Below are 16,094 nucleotides of genomic sequence, written 5' to 3'. Positions count from 1 at the left end.
CAGAAGCTGGGCCAGGCCATGTACGCCGACGCCCAGGGCGCGCAGGCCGCGGGCGGTCCCGAGGCCGGCGCCCCGGGCGACGACCACAAGGCCGCCGGCGCATCCGACGATGACGTCGTCGACGCCGAGATCGTCGACGAGGACAAGCCGGAGGCGGGGTGACCATGGAGAAGGAACAGCTGCAGCTCACCGAACCCGCGCTGAGGCGACTGCTCGAGGAGCGCACCGCCGACCTGCAGCGGGTGAAGGCCGAGTACGACAACTACCGCAAGCAGGTGCGGCGCGACCGAATTGCCGTACGCCAGGTCGCCGTTGCCAACGTGCTGCGCGCCCTGCTGCCCGTGCTGGACTCGGTGGATCGGGCTCACGAGCACGAGCCGACGGCACCGGGCCTCAAGGCAGTCACCGACCTCCTGCGCACTCAACTCGGCTCGCTGGGCCTTCAGTCGTTCGGAGAGGAGGGCGACGAGTTCGACCCCGCGTGCCACGAGGCCGTGACCCATCACGTCTCCCCGGGCGCCGACCGGCTCAGCTGTACCCAGATCCTCTCCCCCGGATACCGGCTCGGCGACCGCCTGTTGCGTGCCGCCTACGTGGAAGTCACCGGGCCTCGATCCGAGCAGAACGACGACGGGGCGGAACCCCGTGACATCGGCGAGTGGGACAGCGAGCTGCCGAGCCATCCCCGCGCAGGACCAGACGACCACAGCCGGCCGCGAGCCCTCGGGTGAGGGTCGGCGTACGCCGGAGACGCAGGAATTACACGGGAGGAAGGTGTCGTCATGACCGGCAGGGGCGGCATGGACAAGATCAAAGGCAAGGCCAAGGAGATGACGGGCAAGATCACTGGCGATCGCCGTAAGGAGGCCGAGGGTAAGGGCGATCAGTTCAAGGCCGAGGGCGAGAAGGCCATGCGCGAGGTCCACGACCGTGCGCGGGGCGCACGGGACTCCCTCAAGCGCCGGCACAACTGACACGGCCGAAGCGCACAGGCGCGGGACGGACGAGACAAGCACAGGCGGGGACGGACAAGAGGTGTGCGATGGCGCGCATACGCGTCGCCGGTGATCAACTGGTCGTCCGCCTGACGTGGTGGGAAAAGATCGCCGCCCGGCGGGGCAACGTGCGTGTGCCTCTGTCGGCAGTGCGCCGGGTCACGCTCGAACCCGCTTGGTGGCGGGCGCTACGCGGCACCCCTCGGCGTGGCACTTGCATCCCTGGAGCTGTCTGCGTCGGCACGCGGGGCCATCAAGGCGGGGAGGATTTCGTGGCCGTGAGGCCTCGCGGCCCCGTGGTGTGCGTCGAACTCTGGGCCTCCGCGCCTTTCTGCCTCCTCGCCGTCTCCGTACGGACCGAACCAGAAGCCGAGGCCACAGCGGAATCGATACGCGGGGCCGCACCGAAGATCGACACATCCACTCCTTGGCGCCAACCGCTACCAGTACCTGAGGAAACGGAGTGAGGACAGGCCGACCGCCCACGCTGCATCCGCCGAGCGGGCACCTTGCGAGACCGAGAGGGTCGACCTCGCGGTGCAGGTCATACGTCACTGGCCGGCGCCGAGGGAGGTCGGATCATGAGCGGCAGACATTCCTCCCAGGCGGAGGAGCCCGTGCCGCGTTCGCCTTCCGGACTCTTCGGCAAACCCGCACCCCGGACCGGCACCGAACCGAGCACCGCGCAGGGCGCTCTTCGCCTGCGCCTCGTGCTGGCAGCCGCCTTCTTGCCGCTGCTCATCGCGGCGGCCGTCGGCTCCGCCGTTCGGGCCGCGACCGCTGGCCCGGGCGATGCAGTCAGCCGAGCAACGCCGTGCCCCGAGATACCGAATGGCCGGATCACCCCCGGGTACCGGTCAAAGTGGGGGAAAGCCCCGCCCGGCCATCCGCGCCGGGCGGTTCCACCGGAGCCACGAGGGGACGGGGCGATGCGCGACGACGACATCCCCAAGGAATTGTTTGTGGCGGCCGCCCAGGACGCGCTGCGCGACCTCAACACCGCGCATGATGATCAGGCGGCCCTGGACGCGCTCGCCGGCTGCGACATTCTGGTTCCCGAGCCGGCCGACTTCACCGCCGCCGACAACGCACCGGAAGAAGGCCGGCTGAGCCTCCCCGTGATCGATAATCCAGGACAGCCTCGCACCGTGCCCGTCTTCACATCGGCGGAGCGGATGATCCACACGCTTCCCGATGTGTACGTCAGTCATCAGGTGCAACTGGGCCTTCTGGCAGCCAACTGGCCCACCGACGAAGAACTGGCACTCGCCATCGACCTCGGCCACCACGACGGCTTGATCCTCACCAGCCACGGCGTACGTACTCTGCTCGCTCCGCACCGGAGATGACCAGCCGTTTCGTCCGTTCTGCCCCTCAACGAAGCGTGCTGGCCGCCGGGGCCGAACAGTATGAGGACCGCTGCCGGGACCGCGGGCGACCGAGCGGGGACAGCAGTGACCGGCCGGGGGCCTCTCGCGTGCCAGAAAGCCACGGAGGCCGGCCACCGGCCGGTGTCTGTGCTCGGAACTACCGGGACTACATCGTCGGGTCGATGTCCGGCTTGCCCGTACCGCCTGCATGCTCGCTCTGCTCCTTGAGCTGGCGGGCCTTGTCCTTCAGACGCTGACGCTCCTGCGGGTCAGTGGCACGTTCCGCGGCCTGTTCCAGGTCCTGAGCCTTGGCACGCATCTGCTGGGCACGACCGGACTCGCCTGCAGCGCTCATGATCACTCCTTAGGTGACGAGGAAGAGCGGGCCACACCAGCGAAACAGGCCTCGTCACCCCCGGCATCTCGAGCGGTCACCCACTGCTATCTGCGCAGTTGAGGGGGCTGACGCAGCCCTGACGGGCCATCGACGCGTCCAGAGGTGCTGTGGGTGGCGGGTCCGAGTGAACCCGCTACCGAACCCTCCAGACCGCACATACAGAACCAGACCGCACCTACGAAGAGGGTCCGGCGCGCGGAGTGCGTGCCGGACCGGACCCTGCTCACATTGTGGGGTGCGCTCGCTCAGTTGCCCCGGTCCCACGGGATCGGATCCGAGACGGTCGGTGTCGGACGGGGCCGCGGCCTGTCATCTCCCTCCGCGCGCCGGCCGCCCATCGCGAGTGCGCCCGGACCTTCGTGCCGTCCGCGCGTAAGTCCTCCTTCACGTGCACCACTCAGCTGCTCCCCTCCAGTCCGGTGCGGCCCTGCGCGCACGGACCCACCAGGAGAGCAGCCGCCACTGACAGCCCATCAGGAGTTGTTGCTCTCGGGGACCGGATTGGGCCACGGTCCGAGCCCTCCGCGCCCGCCTCGGCACACCCGCGCCCACCACACGCGGCACCCAACGGCCGTGATTTGCAGATGACCACTGAGGGATATCAACGTCCGTCCGGCCGCTGCTGCTGCTCAGGCGCAGAGGTGGGCGCCGATCCCGAGGAATGCCTGGACGAGCGGGACTTGCGGGACCGCCGGTGAAACGATCTGGGAGGCGTAGTGGACGATGACCAGGTCGAGGGCGGGAGAGATGAACAGGCGCTGGCCGTGGATGCCGCTGGCCATGAAGGAGCCGTAGGGGTCGTTCGGGATCCACCACAGGTCGTGGTACGAGAGGGTGGCGGGCGCCTCGGGGGGCGCGGCGGGGAAGCGGACGCGGCGGGAACAGCCGTCCGGGACACCGGAGGCGATCGTGGAAGCGACGGGCTCAGGGACGATCTGACGGTCCCCGATCGCACCGCCGCAGCGGATCATCTCACCGAACCTCGCCAGATCGCGGGCGGTGGCACTGAACCCCCCGCACGCGGCCTCGTTGCCGTCCGCGTCGAGGAGGTAATAGGCGTCCTCCTCGGCGCCGATGCGGGACCAGATCATCTCGGACAGCAGCGCCGATGTGGTCGTACCGGTGATGCGGCGCAGGACCTCGGCGAGGGCTTCGACGTTCCCGTTCTCGTAGCGGAACTCGGTGCCGGGTTCGCCGGTCGCGCGGGCGGTGGCGAGGTGTTCGCGGATGGTGGCGGGACCGGTGTAGCCGTAGGGGCGCAGCTGGGGGGCGAGGACGGCGAAGTAGCGCTGGGCTTCGAGTGCCTTGTCGTAGGGGCGGCCCGCGTAGCTCATGCGGGTGCCCATGTGGAGCAGGTGGTCGACCTGTGCGTCGCCGAAGGCGGTGCCGGCGAGTTCGGGGACGTACTTCGCCACCTGCGCGCCGCGGTCGAGTTGCCCCTCGTGGGCGAGGACCGCGGCGGCGAGGCCGAGGTAGGACTTGGCGGCCGAGGCGTTGAAGTGCGGGACGTGGGGCTCGTATCCGTGCAGGTACTGCTCGTGGACGAGTGTCCCTCGGTGCATGACGAGCAGGGCGTCGGTCTCGGCGGCGGCGAGCAGTTCGGGGAGGGTGAGCGGCTGCCCGTGCGGTCCGGTGAAGGTGAGGCCGTCCAGGGCGCCGGGCGGCGCGGTGGGCAGGGCCGAAGCCGTGCCGGCGCCGCGCCAGACACTGCGGCTGGGAACGAGCTCCCGGCCTGACGTTGTGTGCCGACGAGTCCAGGCCGGATCGGTGTATCCCCGTGCCCAGACGAGGTCGGCCAGTGTGGGCATGCCTGTCATGCGTCCGCTCCGCTCTTTCCACCATGCGCTGTCGTACGTCACTGAGCTCGATACCGTACACGGTGTCTTGTAACTCGGACAGGGGTGCCGGGGAGGGAGCGGGTGTCGCGCCTCAGGGGGCGAGGTCGAGCGCCCCGGGGGCGTCGGAGGGGGTCAGGCCGGTGGCCCATACGCGGCCGTAGACGGACAGGTCGCGCAGGTGAGCGGTGACCTCGGCAGCGCTGTAGCCGGTGTCGTTCTCGACCCACCAGGTCAACAGGCCCATGAGTTCGCCGGTCCAGGCCCTGGCGACGATGTCGAGGGGAATCCTGGGCGTGACCGCGAGCTGTTCGGTCCGCGTGCGGAAGGCGGACTCGGCGTGCGCGCAGATGAGGTCGGTGAACTCGCGCAGCGCCCGCCCGTCGCCCTCGCCCCGAAGGACGACGCGGTAGACGGGCTTCTCCTGTTCGGCGTGCTCGAAGATGTACTTCACCGGCAGGCCGGTGAAGCCCTCGGCGTGCGCCTGCTGGACCGCCGGCAGGAGGCGCTCACGGTCCTCAGCAAGGTCCCGGACGATGCCGACCAGCAGGTCTTCCTTGTCGCGGTAGTGCGCGTAGAAGGTGGCGCGCCCGACATCGGCCCGCTCGGTGATCTGCTCGACGGTGATCGCCTGGAACCCCCTGTCCAGGACCAGTTCGACCAGGGCCTGGCGCAGTGCGGCCCGCGTCCTGCGGACGCGGCGGTCTCCCGCGGGGTTCATATCCACTTCGCTTCCTTCTCTCCGGACCATTGACCTGACCCTAACGCTGCCTTTACGTTGCCGGACGCCAAGCTTGCTACCGGACACATTGTTCGGAAACTCTGGAGATGCGATGAACCTCGGGCGGTACATACGCCGGACCGCCGGCCACCAACCCGACGCCGAAGCCCTGGTCTGCGGGCCCGTCCGGCTGTCGTACGCGGAACTCGACGACCACAGCGACCGCCTCGCCACCGCGCTGCGTGGGCTCGGTCTCGGCCCGGGAGAGCGGGTGGCGACCCTTGCCGCCAACCGCGCCGAACTCGTCGTCACCGAAGTCGCCCTGTACAAGGCCGGTCTGACCCGCGCGCCGATCAACGCCCGGCTCGGCACCGCGGAAGTCGCGCACCTGCTCACGGAGTCGGACGCCCGCGTCCTGCTCACCGACGCGGCCCATGTGGAGACGGCGCGCGAGGCGGTCCCCGGCACCGGAGTGCGGACGGTCGTGGGCTACGACGGCCCGAGCGAGCTGGGCCCCGGCTACGCCGAGATACTCGCCGCCACCGCGGCCGAGCCCGTCGACGTGGAGTGCGCCGAGACCGACATCGCCGTGCTGCACTTCACGTCCGGTTCCACCGGCAAGCTCAAGGCGGCGGTCCAGACGTACGGCAATCGTCTCGCGCTGCTGCGCAAGTCGGTGATGAGTGAGGGCACCCGGGTCGGCCCCGGTGACCGGCAGATCCTGGCCGGTCCCGTCACCCACGCCTCGGGCATGCCGCTGATGGGCATCTTCTTCGCCGGTGGCTGCGCGATCGTGCTGCCGCGCTGGGACGCCGAGGAGTTCCTCGCCACCGTCCAGCGCGAACACGCCACGCACGCCTTCGTCGTACCCACGATGGTCAACACGGTCCTCGCGCTGCCGGGCGCCCGCGACTACGACGTCTCCAGCCTGCGCCAGCTCATCTACGGCGCGGCCCCCATGTCACCGGTCCGGATCCGGGCGGCCTGGGATCTCTTCGGCCCGGTGCTCTCGCAGGGGTTCGGCTGCGGGGAGACCACTTCTGGAGTGCTGTTCCTGTCCACCGAGGACCATCGGCGGGCGATCGAGGGCGAGGACGAGGAACTGCTGCTGTCGTGCGGGCGGCCGCTCGCCGAGGCCGAGGTGCGGATCGTCGACGACAACGGCCGCCCCGTCGCCGACGGGGAGATCGGCGAGATCGCGGTCCGCGGACCCGACGTCGTGCCCGGTTACTACAACGAACCCGCCCTCACGGCACAGACGTTCCGCGACGGCTGGTTCCACACCGGCGATCTCGCCCGCCGCAGGTCCGACGGGTACGTCTTCATCGTCGACCGCAAGAAGGACATGATCATCTCCGGCGGGTTCAACATCTACGCCGTCGAGGTCGAATCCGTCCTCCACCAGCACCCCGACATCTACGAGGCCGCCGTCGTCGGGGTTCCGGACGAGCAGTGGGGCGAGGCCGTCCACGCCGTCGTCGTGCCGCACGAAGGGACCGTCCTCGACAAGACCGAGCTGATCGCCTTCTGCGCCGAGCACCTCGCCCGGATGAAGAAGCCCCGATCCGTCGACGTCGTCGACGCCCTGCCTCACAACCCCAACGGCAAGATCGACCGCCGCGCGATCCGCGAGCGGTACTGGGCGGGCGCCGAGCGCCGCGTCCACTGACACCGACAAGCCCTCTGCAACCGAGAACGGGAAACCGCACCATGCCCTACACCCTCGAACCCTCCTACGACGACAACCCGCGCCTGAAGGAACTCGTCGAGCGGCTGCGCACCTATCTGTGCGACGAGCTCATCCCGTACGAGCGGGACCGCGGCATCACCGCCGAAAGCAAACTCGACCGTGCCACGCTGGAACACGTCTGGAAGCGCAGTGCCGAACTCGGCTTCTATGGCATCAGCCTGCCGCCCGAACTCGGCGGCCAGGGCCTGAACTTCACCGAGCTGTGCGCACTGAAGGAGGAACTGACGGCCTCCGGGGCCGCGTTGTCCCACTCGGTCCTCGGCGACATGGGAGGACCGCTGCGCGTCGGCGCGATCGTGCAGTACGCAACCGAGCAGCAGATGCAGCGCTATCTGATGCCCGTCATCCGCGGTGAGCGGGCCTGTTGCTTCTCCATCACCGAGCAGGACGCGGGCTCCGACGTACGACGGATGACCACGACCGCGACACCGGACGGCGACACCTACGTCCTCAACGGGCACAAGGTCTTCTCCTCCGCCGCCCCCTTCGCCGACTTCGCCATCGTCGTCGCCCGCATGGCAGGAGATGAGGAGGCGTACAGCGCGTTCCTCGTCGACCTCGACTCCCCCGGCTGCCGGGTCCTGGAGGGTGACGTCCCCATGTCCGGGCAGCAGATGGAGGGCGATCTCGTCTTCGAGGACTGCCGGATCCCGGCCGACAACCTGCTCGGCGAGATCGGCCAGGGCCTGCGGATCGGCATCGGCCGCATCACCCTGAACCGGCTGCTGCACTGCCCCTCCCTGATCGGCGCCGCCCGCCGGGCCTGGGACCTGTCCGTGGCGTACTCCAAGAGCCGGGTCGCCTTCGGGCAGCCACTGCTCGCGCTCCAGGCCCTCCAGCACAAGCTCGCCGACATGGCCACCGACCTCTACGCCGCCCGCTCCATGGTGCTGGCGACCGCGGCACGCGCCGACCGCGGCGAGAACATCGCGGTCGAGGCCAACATGTGCAAGCTGTTCACCTCCGAGGCGTGCTTCCGCGTCGCCGACCAGGCCGTACAGATCCACGGCAAGACGGGCCTGACGCGCGGCCACGAGGTCGAGCAGACCTTCCGCACGCTGCGCATGTTCCGGATCGTCACCGGCACCACCGAGATCCACAAGAACGCCATAGCCAAGGCGCTTGTCTGACCAAGCCCCGTACCGCTCTCGGCACTTGACGCCCTCGAGGCGGACCGCCGGCCGCGGACCGGCGCGACCGGACGGTCGGCCAGGCCCGCGGCGGGCCTCCGTCCGGTCACCACACCAACTCGCCTTCCCTCGCCCGTACCCCTGCTTCACCCACGCCCGCAGGAGTCACCCATGGCACCCCAACCACCCGCGCCACCCGGCACACTTCGCAGTGTCGAGACGGCCGACGCTCCCCCGTACGACCGGCGTCGAGCCTGGCTGATCACCGCCATGATCGTCGCCTTCATGGTCATCAACTTCGCCGACAAGGCCGTCCTCGGGCTCGCCGCCATCCCGATCATGGACGAGCTGGACATCAGCCACAGCACGTACGGACTGATCTCCAGCTCCTTCTCCCTGCTGTTCAGCCTCTCCGGACTCGTCGTCGGGCTGCTCTCCTCCCGCATTTCCAGCCGGACCCTCCTGCTCGTCATGACGCTGACGTGGACCGTCGCCCAACTGCCCGTCCTCCTCCTGGCCTCCGTCCCCACGCTCATCGCCGGACGCCTCCTCCTCGGCGCCGCCGAAGGGCCAGCCGCCTCGATGTCCATGCACGCCCTCTACAAGTGGTTTCCCGCGCATCGGCGCGGCCTGCCCTCCGCCCTGCAGATCGGCGGCGCGGCCCTGGGAACCCTCGTCTCCGCGCCCGCCCTGACCTGGCTCATCAGCCAACACGGCTGGCGCTCCGCGTACGCCGCGCTCGCCGTCGCCAGCTCGACCTGGGCCCTGGTCTGGTGGCGCGTCGGTCGCGACGGCCCCTTCGACGACGCACGTCCCAGGGCCTCGGGGAAAGCGGCGTCGCCCAGCATCACGCGCCTCCCCTACCGCAGGCTTCTACTGACCGGCACGGTCCTGGGCAGCATCTCCAGCGCCTTCGGCGCCGCCTGGGCCCTGTCCCTCAGCCAGGCCTGGCTGCCTTCCTACCTCCGCACCGAACTCGACATGAGCCCCGGCACGGCCGCCACCACCATCAGCGCCGTCTCCGCCCTCAGCCTCGTCCTGCTGCTGACCGTCTCCCCGCTCATGGACGCGCTCAAGACCCGTGGCGTCACCAGCCGTTGGTCCAGCGGCGCGACACAGGGCATCGCGGTCTGCGTAGCCGGCGCCGCCATGGCCGCCTTCCCGCTCATCAACTCAACCCTGCCTCGCCTGCTGCTCATCGCGCTCGCCTTCGGCACCGTCGCCGTAGCCATCCCTCTGCACTACATGACCACGGCCGAAGTCGTCCCCACCGCCCAACGCGGCGCCGTCTTCGGCATCGTCGCCGCCACCGGCACCCTCCCCGGTCTCGTCGCGCCCTCCCTCACCGGCCGCCTCATCGACGCTGCGGACACCACGGCCTCCGGATATACGACCGCCTTCCTCGTCGCCGCCCTCGTCATGGTCCTCGCCGGCCTGCTCTCCGTTGCGAGCATCCGCCCGGAGCGCGACGCACTGCGCCTGGGGCTGGGGCTGGACCACACCACGGCGCAGGCCACGCCCTGACAAGGACGACGGCCATCCCATCTCACCGGTGCGGGTCCGGAAGCGTATGCCGCAGCCGATCACGAAGGTCGCCGACGGGCTGTGCCTCGCCGGTGCTGCGTCAGTTCGGTGAACGGCGGCGCAGCGCGGAGTCGGTGAGCGAGGGCGGGGTGTAACCGCCGTCGCGGGCCGAGAGGTTGGAGCCGGGTGGGACGATCTCGTCGATCCGGTCGAGTACCTCCTGGCTCAGCCGGATCTTGTCCGCGCCCAGTTGGCTCTCCAGCTGTTCGAAGGTACGCGGCCCGATGATCGCCGAGGTGATCGCGGGGTGTTCCAGGACGAAAGCCAGGGCCAGCTGCACGAGGGTGAGGCCGACTTCCTCGGCCAGCAGTACGAGGGCCTCGGTGGCCGCCAGCTTGGCTGCGTTCTCCGGTGAGGTGATGTCGAAGCGGGCCGCCTGGCGTTCGGCACGGCTGGACGCGGGCTGCCCGGCGCCCTTGCGGTAGCGCCCTGAGAGCCAGCCGCCCGCGAGGGGGCTCCAGGACAGCACGGCGAGACCGTAGCGCTGTGCCACGGGCAGGACCTCGCGTTCGATACCGCGCGCCAGTAGGGAGTACGGGGGCTGCTCGGCCACGACGCGTTCCCGGCCCCGGCGCTCAGCGAGCCACTGGCCCTCGACGATGGAGGAGGGTTCGAAGGTGGAGGTGCCGATGTAGCGGATCTTGCCCTGCTGTACCAGGTGGGAGAGCGCGCCGAGCGTCTCGTCGAAGTCGGTGTCGGGCTCGGGGCGGTGCACCTGGTAGAGGTCGATCCAGTCGGTGCCCAGCCGCCGCAGGCTGTTCTCCACCTCACGGATGATCCAACGGCGGCTGTTTCCCTGCTCGTTGGGGTCGCTGCCGAGGCTTCCGTGGAACTTGGTGGCGAGCACGACGTTGTCACGCCGCCCGCCGGACAGGGCCTTGCCGACGATGCTCTCGGACTCGCCCGCGGAGTAGACGTCCGCGGTATCGACGAAGTTGATGCCCGAGTCCAGGGCTTGGTGGATGATCCGGACGCTGTCGACATGGTCCGTGTTGCCCCGTGCTCCGAACATCATGGTGCCCAGGCACAGCGGGCTCACCTTGACGCCGGTGCGTCCGAGATTGCGGTACTCCGTCATCGTGCGTTCTCCTTGACGAGTTCATTGATCTTCAGGTGATCCACCGAGGCGGGGTGCCCGCCCTGCTGGAAGGCCTGCCACAGTTGGTGGTACGGGCCCCGCGCGGCGAGGAGTCCGGCATGGGTGCCGTCTTCCACGACGGCACCCGCGTCGAGGACCACCACCCGGTCGGCGCAGGCGGCGGTGGTCAGACGGTGGGCGACCACGACGGTCGTACGCCGACGGGCCAGGGCCTCGGTGGCCGCGGCGACCCTGCGTTCCGTGGCCAGGTCGAGCGAGGCGGTGGCCTCGTCGAGCAACAGAACGTCCGGGTCGACGAGTTCGGCCCGGGCAAGCGCCAGGAGCTGGCGTTGCCCGGCGGACAGATTGCGGCCCCGCTCCCCCACGTGCTGCAGGTAGCCCAGCGGCAGCCCCGCGACCATCTCGTGGGCGCCGACGGCGCGGGCCGCGGCCTCCACCTCGGCGTCGTTCGCTTCCGGCCGCCCGTAGGCGATGGCGTCCCGGACCGTACCGCTGAACAGGTGCGGCTCCTGCGGCACCACCCCCAGCCTTCGGCGCAGACCGGTCAGGTCGAGGTCGCGCAGATCGTGGCCGTCCACCCGGACCGTGCCCGCTGTCGGGTCGTAGAACCGGGCGAGCAGCTTGACGACGGTCGACTTGCCCGCGCCGGTGGCGCCGACCAGGGCAACGGTCTCGCCCGGTGTGATGCGCAGGCAGAGTCCGTGCAGTACTTCCCGGCCACCACCGCCCGGGTAGCCGAAGGACACTCCGTCGAACTCGATCTCCCCGCGCAACTTCTGCACCGGCAGGGGGTGTTCAGCGGGTGGGGTTCCGGCCGGTGTCTGCATCAGCGCCCGTAGCCTGCCGAGGCCGACGACGGCCTGCTGGTAGCCGTCGAACACCTGGGAGAGCTGCTGGATCGGCGAGAAGAACAGCTCGACGTAGAGCAGGAAGGCGATCAGGGTGCCCCCGCTCAGCTCTCCCGAGCGGACCTGACCGGCTCCGACGACCAGCACGGCCGCGGTCGACAGGGTGCCCAGGAACTCCACGAACGGGAAGAACGTGCCCATGTAGCGCTGGGCGCGCAGCCGTGAGTCCCTGAAGGCCCAGGCCAGTCGGGCGAAGTCGCAGGCGTTTCGCTGCTCGCGGCGGAAGGCCTGGGTGACGCGGATGGCGGTGACGTTCTCCTGGAGGCAGGCGTTGACGGCGCTGATACGTTCCCTGGCGTCCCGGTAGGCAGGCACCGAGTAGTGCCGGAAGAGGGCGGTGGCGCCGGCCAGCAGGGGCAGGACGGCGAGCAGAACCACGGCGAGGCCCGCGTCGATGATCAGCAGGGTGAGAAGGACACCGAGGATGGTCAGCAGGCTGACGACGGCGGTGATCAGTCCGGTCTGCAGGAAGTTCGACAGGGCGTCCACATCGGTGGTCATCCGGGTCATGATGCGGCCGCCGAGCTCGCGCTCGTAGTAGTCGAGGCCGAGGCGCTGGAGTTGCGCGAAGGTCTTCACGCGGAGGGTGTAAAGAAGCCGTTCACCGGTGCGTCCCGTCGTACGGACTTGGGCCACTCCGATCAGCCAGTTCCCGGCGACGACGAGACCGGCTGCCGCGGCTGCGGCCAGCAGGGTGTCTCCGGCGTGCCGGGCGACGCCGTGGTCCACTCCGTGGCGTACAAGGACGGGCACCGCGATCTGTGCGACCGCGTCCAGGGCGACCAGGAGCAGGCCGAGGAGAAGCGGGAGACGGAACGGCCGTAGCAGGATGCCGAGGTGGAAGGCCGGGTCGGCGGCCACGGCCTCCTCGGTGGGCACCCTCGGGTCGGCCGCAGGCAGCGGAAGTCGGGCGAGAGCGGCGATCAGTTCGGGGCTGGGTGGCGCGGAGCTGAGCACTCCGCCACCGGGTCCACCGCGTCCGGGACCCGAGGTGGCCGCCGCCTCGGCCAGGGCCTGGGCGGCCCGGACCGCTGCGCCTTCGTCGCTGTCGCGGCCGGAGTGAGCGGGCCGCTGCCACAGGTGGGAGGTGACCTCGCCGGGCGGTGGTGCGGCGAGTGCCGCTTCCGCCGCCTCGGCCGCATCCGTCGCCGCAACGGTCGAGAGCAGGTTGCGGAACAGGGTCGACCGGTGAAGGAGTTCGTCCAGCGTGCCGGTGTCCGTGATCCTTCCGCCGTCCAGGACGGCGATCCGGTCGGCGAGCTCCAGGGTCGATCTGCGGTGCGCGACGATGAGGGTGGTGCGGCAGTGGGTCGCCTCGCGCAGCCTGGCGTGGATCTCGGCTTCCACTCGGGCGTCGATGGCCGATGTGGCGTCGTCGAGGACGAGCACGGCAGGGTCGCCGACCAGCGCTCGGGCGAGTGCCAGCCGCTGCCGCTGACCGCCGGAGAGCGTGAGGCCCTGTTCGCCGACGACGGTGTCGTACCCGTCAGGCATCCGTTCGATGAACTCGTCGGCCCTGGCGATCGCGGCGGCGGCCCGTATCTGCTCATCGGTGGCGTCCGGGACGCCGTAGGCGATGTTCGCCCGCACCGTGTCCGAGAGCAGCAGGCTCTCTTCGAAGACGAAGCCGATGCGGGAACGCAGCGACTCCAGAGTGAGGTCGCGTACGTCGACGCCTCCCACCCGTACCGAACCGGATGGCACGTCGTAGAAGCGGGGCAGCAGAGCCGCGGCGGTCGACTTCCCGGAGCCGGCCGGACCGATCAGGGCGACCGTCTCGCCGGGGCGCACATCGAGGGTGAAGCCGTGCAGCAACGGTTCGCCGTCCCCGTATCCGAAGGTGACGTTCTGCCAGGACAGTGCCGCAGGGCGGTCGGGCAGTTCCTGCGCGCCTGGCGCGTCGGTGATCAGCGGGGCCTCGTCGACGACCTCCAGGATCCGTTCGGCCCCGGCCCGTGCCTGTTGCCAGACGGTGAGCAGGGTCGCCACCTGGCGTACGGGCGTGACGAAGGAGCCGAGATAGGTGGTGAAGGCAAGGAAGGTGCCCAGCGAGATCCGGCCGTGCAGGGCCATCCAGCCACCGAGGGCCAGTACGGCGACCTGGCCGAGGGCTGGGACCGCCTGGAGGGCCGGGTTGTAGCGGCTGGTGAAGCGGACCACCCGCAGCCGGGAGGAGAACAGCCGGCGGGCTCGTTCCTCAAGGCCGGTCAGTTCCCGCCCCTCCTGGCCGAAGCCCTTCACCACGCGGACGCCGGTCACGGTCGCCTCGACTCTCGAGGCGACCTCGGCGGCCTCCATCTGGGCGTGCCAGTTGGCGGGGAAGAGGTCGCGGCGGCTGCGCAGGGCGATCAGCCAGAGCACCGGGCCGACGATCAGCGCCACCACGGTCAGCGGCGGGGACAGCAACGCCATGAAGGCCAGAGAGAAGAGGAACATCAGGGCGTTGCCCGTGAGGTTGGGCAGGAACTGCAGCAGGGTCTGGATCAGTGTGATGTCGGAGATGGACCGGCTCACCACCTGCCCGGTGCGCAGATCGTCCTGCTGTGCGCCGCCGAGGCGCAGCAGAGCCGCGAAGGCGTCGTTACGGAGGTCGTACTGCACGCCGAGGGAGAGCCTGCCGGAGCGGTAGCGGCGGGTGAAAGCCGCCGCGAAGCGGACGGCGCCGAGTCCGGCGAGCAGGATGGTCCAGGGGGCGAGCGAAGCGGTGGTGCCCGCCGCCACCCCGTCCACCACATGGCGCAGGACGAGGGGCAGTGTGGCGGTGGCGACGGCAGCCACGGCGGCGGCGCCGAAGGCGAGCAGGAGGTCGGCGCGGTGGCGCAGGCAGTACCCCAGCAGCCGCCGGGCCCACCGGGCCGACGGCTGCTGGGGCGTACTGGTTTCCTGGGATGGACAGTCCGTCACCGGGCCGCCGCCAGGGCGATGCCGGTGTGCCCCTCGCCGGCGTCGACGGTGTCGAACAGCCGGTTGGCGGGGCGCGGGAGCCCGTAGCGCTCACGCAGTGTGGAGCCGGTGTACTCGGTGCGGAACAGGCCCCGTTCCTGGAGGATCGGCACCACCCGGTCCACGAAGACCTCCAGGCCGGACGGGAGCACGGCGGGCATGATGTTGAAGCCGTCCGCCGCACCGCTGTCGTACCAGTGCTCGATGGTGTCCGCGACCTGCTCCGCCGTACCGGCGAAGGTGCGGTGGCCGCGACCGCCGCCGAGCCGCCCGATGAGCTGACGCACGGTCAGCCGCTCGCGCCTCGCCAGCTCCACGATGAGCGTGTAACGGCTCTTGGCGCCCTCGATCTCCTCCTCGGTGGGAATGTTGTCGGGGAGTTCCGCATCGAGGTCCAGATCGTCGGGGGCGATCTTCAACCGCTGGGCGAGCTGCCGCTTTGCGTACTCGGGAACGATCAGCCGGTCGAGCTCGGCGTCCAGCTCCAGCGCCTGCGCCTCGGTGTCGCCGATCACGGGGACAATGCCGGGGAGGATCTTGATGCCGTCCGGATTGCGGCCGAGTGTCCGTGCGCGCTGCTTGACGTCCTTGTAGAAGGTGATGCCCTCCTCCAGGGTCTGCTGCGCGGTGAACACTGCTTCCGCGTACCGGGCGGCGAAGTCCTTGCCGTCCTCACTGGAACCTGCCTGGACGAGCAACGGGTAGCCCTGTGGCGGACGTTGTACGTTCAGGGGTCCGTCGACCCGGAAGAACTCGCCGGTGTGGTCGATGCGACGGACCCGCTCGGCCAGGGCATGTACGCCGCTCTCCTTGTCGGCGATCACCGCGTCGTCCGCCCAGCTGTCCCACAGCTTGGTGGAGACCTCGACGAACTCCCCGGCCCGCCGGTAGCGGTCCGCGTGCAGGGGCGTGTCGTCGAGGCCGAAGTTGCGGGCCGCGTCGGCGCCCGCGGTGGTGACGATGTTCCAGCCGGCCCGGCCGCCCGAGACATGGTCCAGCGAGGCGAACCGGCGGGCCAGGTTGTACGGCTCGTTGTAGCTGGTGGAGGCGGTGGCGATGAGGCCGATGTGCCGGGTGGCCCCCGCCAGCGCGGTGAGCAGGACGGTGGGCTCCAGCTTGGCCGCCGGCCGACGGCCGGGGTCACCCATCAGGACGGGGCTGTCGGCCAGGAACAGCGAGTCCAGCTTGCCGCGTTCGGCGATCCGGGCCAGGTTCTTGTAGTGCTCGATGTCCGAGTTCGCCTCTGCCGGGCTCTCGGGAAGCCGCCAGGAGGCCTCGTGGTGACCGGTGGACATCAGGAACGCGTTCAGGTGCAGCGGCTTGCGGCCGGACTCGCGTCCCGTGTGCGGCCTGCTCTCGGCT

Annotated in this window: 12 protein-coding genes; 6 read left to right on the top strand and 6 right to left on the bottom strand. The window is 70.0% G+C overall.

What is annotated here, in order from left to right; genetic code table 11:
• The first annotated feature begins 164 nt into the window (after positions 1-164).
• From grpE to AC07EJ_RS40955, 3 genes are all read left to right on the top strand, one after another.
• A complete protein-coding gene (gene grpE / locus AC07EJ_RS40965; RefSeq protein WP_389490651.1) occupies positions 165-731 on the top strand; it encodes a nucleotide exchange factor GrpE in 567 nt (188 codons plus the stop codon).
• A gap of 51 nt (positions 732-782) precedes the next feature.
• A complete protein-coding gene (locus AC07EJ_RS40960) occupies positions 783-974 on the top strand; it encodes a CsbD family protein (protein WP_478886151.1) in 192 nt (63 codons plus the stop codon).
• A 950-nt stretch (positions 975-1,924) separates the two neighbouring features.
• Positions 1,925-2,344, top strand: coding sequence for an SseB family protein (locus AC07EJ_RS40955; protein ID WP_389490647.1), 420 nt, complete (start codon positions 1,925-1,927; stop codon positions 2,342-2,344).
• Positions 2,345-2,531: 187 nt separating this feature from the next.
• Here AC07EJ_RS40955 and AC07EJ_RS40950 read toward each other — a convergent pair whose 3' ends face one another.
• The 3 genes from AC07EJ_RS40950 to AC07EJ_RS40940 all read right to left on the bottom strand — a co-directional run bounded on the left by AC07EJ_RS40950 (position 2,532) and on the right by AC07EJ_RS40940 (position 5,318).
• Positions 2,532-2,720: a DUF6381 family protein gene (locus AC07EJ_RS40950; protein WP_266681474.1), complete on the bottom strand. Its 189-nt coding sequence runs from the start codon at positions 2,718-2,720 to the stop codon at positions 2,532-2,534.
• A 671-nt stretch (positions 2,721-3,391) separates the two neighbouring features.
• A complete protein-coding gene (locus AC07EJ_RS40945) occupies positions 3,392-4,579 on the bottom strand; it encodes a serine hydrolase domain-containing protein (protein ID WP_389490644.1) in 1,188 nt (395 codons plus the stop codon).
• A 112-nt stretch (positions 4,580-4,691) separates the two neighbouring features.
• A complete protein-coding gene (locus AC07EJ_RS40940) occupies positions 4,692-5,318 on the bottom strand; it encodes a TetR/AcrR family transcriptional regulator (RefSeq protein ID WP_389490658.1) in 627 nt (208 codons plus the stop codon).
• Positions 5,319-5,430: 112 nt separating this feature from the next.
• On the opposite strand from AC07EJ_RS40940, the gene AC07EJ_RS40935 reads away from it, so the two are divergent.
• The 3 genes from AC07EJ_RS40935 to AC07EJ_RS40925 all read left to right on the top strand — a co-directional run bounded on the left by AC07EJ_RS40935 (position 5,431) and on the right by AC07EJ_RS40925 (position 9,722).
• Positions 5,431-6,987, top strand: a complete 1,557-nt coding sequence (locus tag AC07EJ_RS40935) for an acyl-CoA synthetase (RefSeq protein WP_389490642.1) — start codon at positions 5,431-5,433, stop codon at positions 6,985-6,987.
• 41 nt (positions 6,988-7,028) lie between these two features.
• A complete protein-coding gene (locus AC07EJ_RS40930; RefSeq protein WP_478886150.1) occupies positions 7,029-8,198 on the top strand; it encodes an acyl-CoA dehydrogenase family protein in 1,170 nt (389 codons plus the stop codon).
• Positions 8,199-8,369: 171 nt separating this feature from the next.
• The gene (locus AC07EJ_RS40925; RefSeq protein WP_393587886.1) at positions 8,370-9,722 is read left to right on the top strand and encodes an MFS transporter; all 1,353 of its coding nucleotides are present in this window, start codon (positions 8,370-8,372) and stop codon (positions 9,720-9,722) included.
• Between the two features lie 100 nt (positions 9,723-9,822).
• On the opposite strand, the gene AC07EJ_RS40920 is transcribed toward AC07EJ_RS40925, so the two are convergent.
• From AC07EJ_RS40920 to AC07EJ_RS40910, 3 genes are read right to left on the bottom strand one after another with little or no spacing between them, the layout of a single operon-like run.
• Positions 9,823-10,860, bottom strand: coding sequence for an aldo/keto reductase (locus AC07EJ_RS40920; RefSeq protein ID WP_478886149.1), 1,038 nt, complete (start codon positions 10,858-10,860; stop codon positions 9,823-9,825).
• Complete coding sequence (locus AC07EJ_RS40915; protein WP_478886148.1) at positions 10,857-14,693, bottom strand: ABC transporter ATP-binding protein; 3,837 nt, start codon at positions 14,691-14,693, stop codon at positions 10,857-10,859. The genes AC07EJ_RS40920 and AC07EJ_RS40915 overlap by 4 nt, the downstream gene beginning before the upstream one ends.
• Positions 14,690-16,027, bottom strand: a complete 1,338-nt coding sequence (locus tag AC07EJ_RS40910) for an LLM class flavin-dependent oxidoreductase (protein ID WP_389490656.1) — start codon at positions 16,025-16,027, stop codon at positions 14,690-14,692. The genes AC07EJ_RS40915 and AC07EJ_RS40910 overlap by 4 nt, the downstream gene beginning before the upstream one ends.
• Between the last annotated feature and the right edge of the window lie 67 nt (positions 16,028-16,094).

The organism is Streptomyces sp. NPDC045026 (genome assembly GCF_056432625.1).
The sequence above is the reverse complement of the archived record's forward strand: the minus strand, read 5'-3'. Positions and strand labels throughout refer to the sequence as shown.

Coding starts and splice junctions, on each gene's coding strand:
- grpE (WP_389490651.1), top strand. CDS start 165: ATGGAGAAGGAACAGCTGCAGCTCACCGAACCCGCGCTGAGGCGACTG.
- AC07EJ_RS40960 (WP_478886151.1), top strand. CDS start 783: ATGACCGGCAGGGGCGGCATGGACAAGATCAAAGGCAAGGCCAAGGAG.
- AC07EJ_RS40955 (WP_389490647.1), top strand. CDS start 1,925: ATGCGCGACGACGACATCCCCAAGGAATTGTTTGTGGCGGCCGCCCAG.
- AC07EJ_RS40950 (WP_266681474.1), bottom strand. CDS start 2,720: ATGAGCGCTGCAGGCGAGTCCGGTCGTGCCCAGCAGATGCGTGCCAAG.
- AC07EJ_RS40945 (WP_389490644.1), bottom strand. CDS start 4,579: ATGACAGGCATGCCCACACTGGCCGACCTCGTCTGGGCACGGGGATAC.
- AC07EJ_RS40940 (WP_389490658.1), bottom strand. CDS start 5,318: ATGAACCCCGCGGGAGACCGCCGCGTCCGCAGGACGCGGGCCGCACTG.
- AC07EJ_RS40935 (WP_389490642.1), top strand. CDS start 5,431: ATGAACCTCGGGCGGTACATACGCCGGACCGCCGGCCACCAACCCGAC.
- AC07EJ_RS40930 (WP_478886150.1), top strand. CDS start 7,029: ATGCCCTACACCCTCGAACCCTCCTACGACGACAACCCGCGCCTGAAG.
- AC07EJ_RS40925 (WP_393587886.1), top strand. CDS start 8,370: ATGGCACCCCAACCACCCGCGCCACCCGGCACACTTCGCAGTGTCGAG.
- AC07EJ_RS40920 (WP_478886149.1), bottom strand. CDS start 10,860: ATGACGGAGTACCGCAATCTCGGACGCACCGGCGTCAAGGTGAGCCCG.
- AC07EJ_RS40910 (WP_389490656.1), bottom strand. CDS start 16,027: ATGTCCACCGGTCACCACGAGGCCTCCTGGCGGCTTCCCGAGAGCCCG.